The sequence below is a fragment of the Bacillus sp. IT-79MI2 genome (assembly GCF_949768135.1).
In the GTDB taxonomy this organism is placed as follows: domain Bacteria; phylum Bacillota; class Bacilli; order Bacillales; family Bacillaceae_G; genus Bacillus_A; species Bacillus_A pseudomycoides.
The window spans coordinates 1-2989 of record NZ_CATKPV010000105.1; the positions used below are offsets into that span (position 1 = coordinate 1).

Below are 2989 nucleotides of genomic sequence, written 5' to 3' on the forward strand. Positions count from 1 at the left end.
TAACTTGCTGCCAATCTGTTTGCATGGCTCCAGAAGAGTTTAAATAATACCACTTATTTTCTATTGTTCTCCAACCTGTTTGCCTGATACCAGTAGAATCAAAGTAATACCACTTGCCATCAATTTGTTGCCAGCCTGTTATAATGTCGTTTGTTGATTGAGAAAGGTTATTATAATAACCCTCAACACCATTTACGAATGAATTCCATAGTCCATTATTAATCATGTTAGCAGGACAGTTTTTACCACTCCATCTTTGGTGTTTTACGATATTATTTAACGGTACACCCGTTTCTTTCATTAAATAAGCTACAAGTTTCTTAGCGTTATTTACTGCTTTACTGTAGTTACCGTCTCTGTTAACTGCGATTTCAATTGCAATAGATTGTCTATTACCTGGACCATCACCGTCTCCTGCGTGCCACCCGTTCTCGTTTAATGGTAAGTGTTGATAAATCTCTTTATCGTCTACTGTAAAGTGCCATGATGCAGCTCGGTCTGTGTTCCCTACTGCTTGGTTATATAGATATTGAGCGTGGTTTCTAGCACCTGCTCCTACACTTGTATTATCAGTCTCATGAATTGTAATGTACTTTGGACTCATGTAGTTTTGAGGACGAATATTATCGTTACCTACTGGAACAATCCATTTAGTGAATGGAACACCGTTTATTGTACTAGAGCTTCTAGGTGATGTGAAAGACAGACTACGTTTTGTTCTGTTTGAATTGTTAGGAACAGTTAATGTACCCGTTTCTTCATGAATACCTTCTGAACGTTGAAGACTGTCTGCTTTCTTATTATCGACAGTACCTCCACCACGTCCGTCTACCCCTTCAAAACTAGCTTCAATACTTTTTAAAGCCTGTTCATCTGATGCTTGAAGTTGGTCTGCTTTACCTTGTTCTTGGACGCTTGTAGGTTGCTTATTGTTTACTGATTGTTGTTCCTCTGCAAATGATGCCAATGGTGAAGATAATACCGTTAATCCTGCTGTTAATGCTACTACTTTTTTACTAAATTTAATATTCATTTCTACTTTGGTATATCTCACTATTTTAATAGATATACCTTCCTCCTTGTACTTCTTTTAGTGTGAATAATAGTGTGAATAATGATAGTCTGAACCCCAAAATAACGACTTGATTTTTCATTTCATATAATCAACTGAAATCTATAGATCCTCCTAGATATGTCAATATTTCAGAGTTATAACACAACACTAGGGCTCCTCCCACAACTAAGACCAATGAAAAGAGAATCTAACACAGATTTTTCTTCATAATTGTTTAAATGGATATTGGGGAGCGTTTCAAACAAATATCGAAGAGAATGATAAGGACTTAAATTGTTCTCTTTTGCAGTTTCAACCACACTATACATGATGGCACTCCCTCTAGTACCTTCGTAAAAATATAATTTAAATAACATAAATAACCTTTAATATACAAAACTATAACATTATACTTTATATCCCGTTTGTTTTCTATGAAATTCACAAATCTTTCAAAAATCCTGATTACAAATAAAAAGAGACTTCAAAACACAGAAGTCCTTTTTTATGTTGGTTTGGAATAAAGTTTGATCAAAACTCAGGAGTTTTACCGTGACAGCTTTATCTAATGATGCAAAACGGTGCAACTTTTTTGCAAACAGTTAAACTTTATTCAAAACAGTACGACTTTATTTCAAAGAAACAACCATGTCATGTATCTTAGTATTTAGGAACTTCTAATATACTCTTTTTCTTCCCATCATATACTATAGCTGTTTTTGCTTTTATATTCTCATTGTTATATGTAAAATCTTGGTTTGAGAAATTCACAATCACTTTCATGTTTTTTCCGAATGTCGTACTTTGAACTTGCCGATCTTCAGACAATACTTCAAAATTAGTCATTGGTTTTGTTACGGCTTTCTCATGAAATGGAGACCATACTTTCAAATAAGAGGTAATGATGGATTTACTTTTCTCCCATTCATTTTTATCAATATGATATAAAGGTGGAACATTATACAACATTTCAGATAACATTCTATTCCCAATTTCATCTTTAATTCTAAAACTCCCCCATCCCCATTGGTGAGTAGTAATAATCGAATCATTATATACAAGTTTATATAAAGGAACTGAATATACAGGATTATTATGAATATTTTTATAAATAGGTTTGATTGGTATTGTTTTGGCATTCGATTCTGGAATAGCACCATCTGGTGAAGTGGATTTATATCCGCCTACATAATATGGGCTCTGTTTATCTTTCATATCAGAGTCGGGCCAAATCCCAGGTGTTTCTATTCCATGCGCAAAGGCAATTATATTACTAGCAAAGTCATTCCCACCTTCCGATCCGACTACCATGTGTTTTTCTTCGCTAATATATTTCATTCTTTGCAATCTTGCTTTTACATCTTGTTCCTGAGTAGTAATATGATTTGGAGAATAATCATCATAAATTTCGCCTGTAGCATCGCAATCGACAAACCAAGAATTAAACGGTATATTATTTTGTAAAATATCACCTACACGTTCTTTCACACTAGGTAAGGATAAAGTTGGATTTAACTTTCTTCCTTTTCCTAAGAATCCTCCTATTTTTTTCCCTTTTTCATTCGATATTGTAGCATTTTCATATAAAGTTTTATCTTTAAAAGAAGCAGTATTCCAATCTCTACTTCCAACTTCATGAATCGAGTGATATGAATCATAAGGGCCGATTAAATACCCCATTCTATTTGCTTCTTCTACCATTTTGGGATTCATTAATCCATTAGCCCAATTAGGTAAACCTACCCATGCTTTTTTAACATTCGATTTCTTCATATCAACTAAAACATCTGTTGTTTCTTTCTGTTCCCATCTGCTTACTTCATCCACTGCCTCTGTTAACTTACTCTTAATTAATCCTTTATTCAGTGTATATAGTTCTTGTTCACTCAAGTTTTGGATTCCTTTTTTCAACAATTCATTTGTTCCAGTATCTGG

At 33.9% G+C, this 2989-nt stretch carries 2 protein-coding genes; both read right to left on the reverse strand.

Going from position 1 to position 2989, the window contains the following annotated elements; all coding sequences use genetic code 11:
* Nucleotides 1-1033: N-acetylmuramoyl-L-alanine amidase (locus tag ACM6HU_RS24300; RefSeq protein ID WP_414848491.1), on the reverse strand; the 1033-nt coding region annotated here is incomplete at its 3' end.
* Nucleotides 1034-1714: 681 nt separating this feature from the next.
* A partial coding sequence (locus ACM6HU_RS24305; protein ID WP_414848490.1) for a glycoside hydrolase occupies nt 1715-2989 on the reverse strand: 1275 nt, incomplete at its 5' end.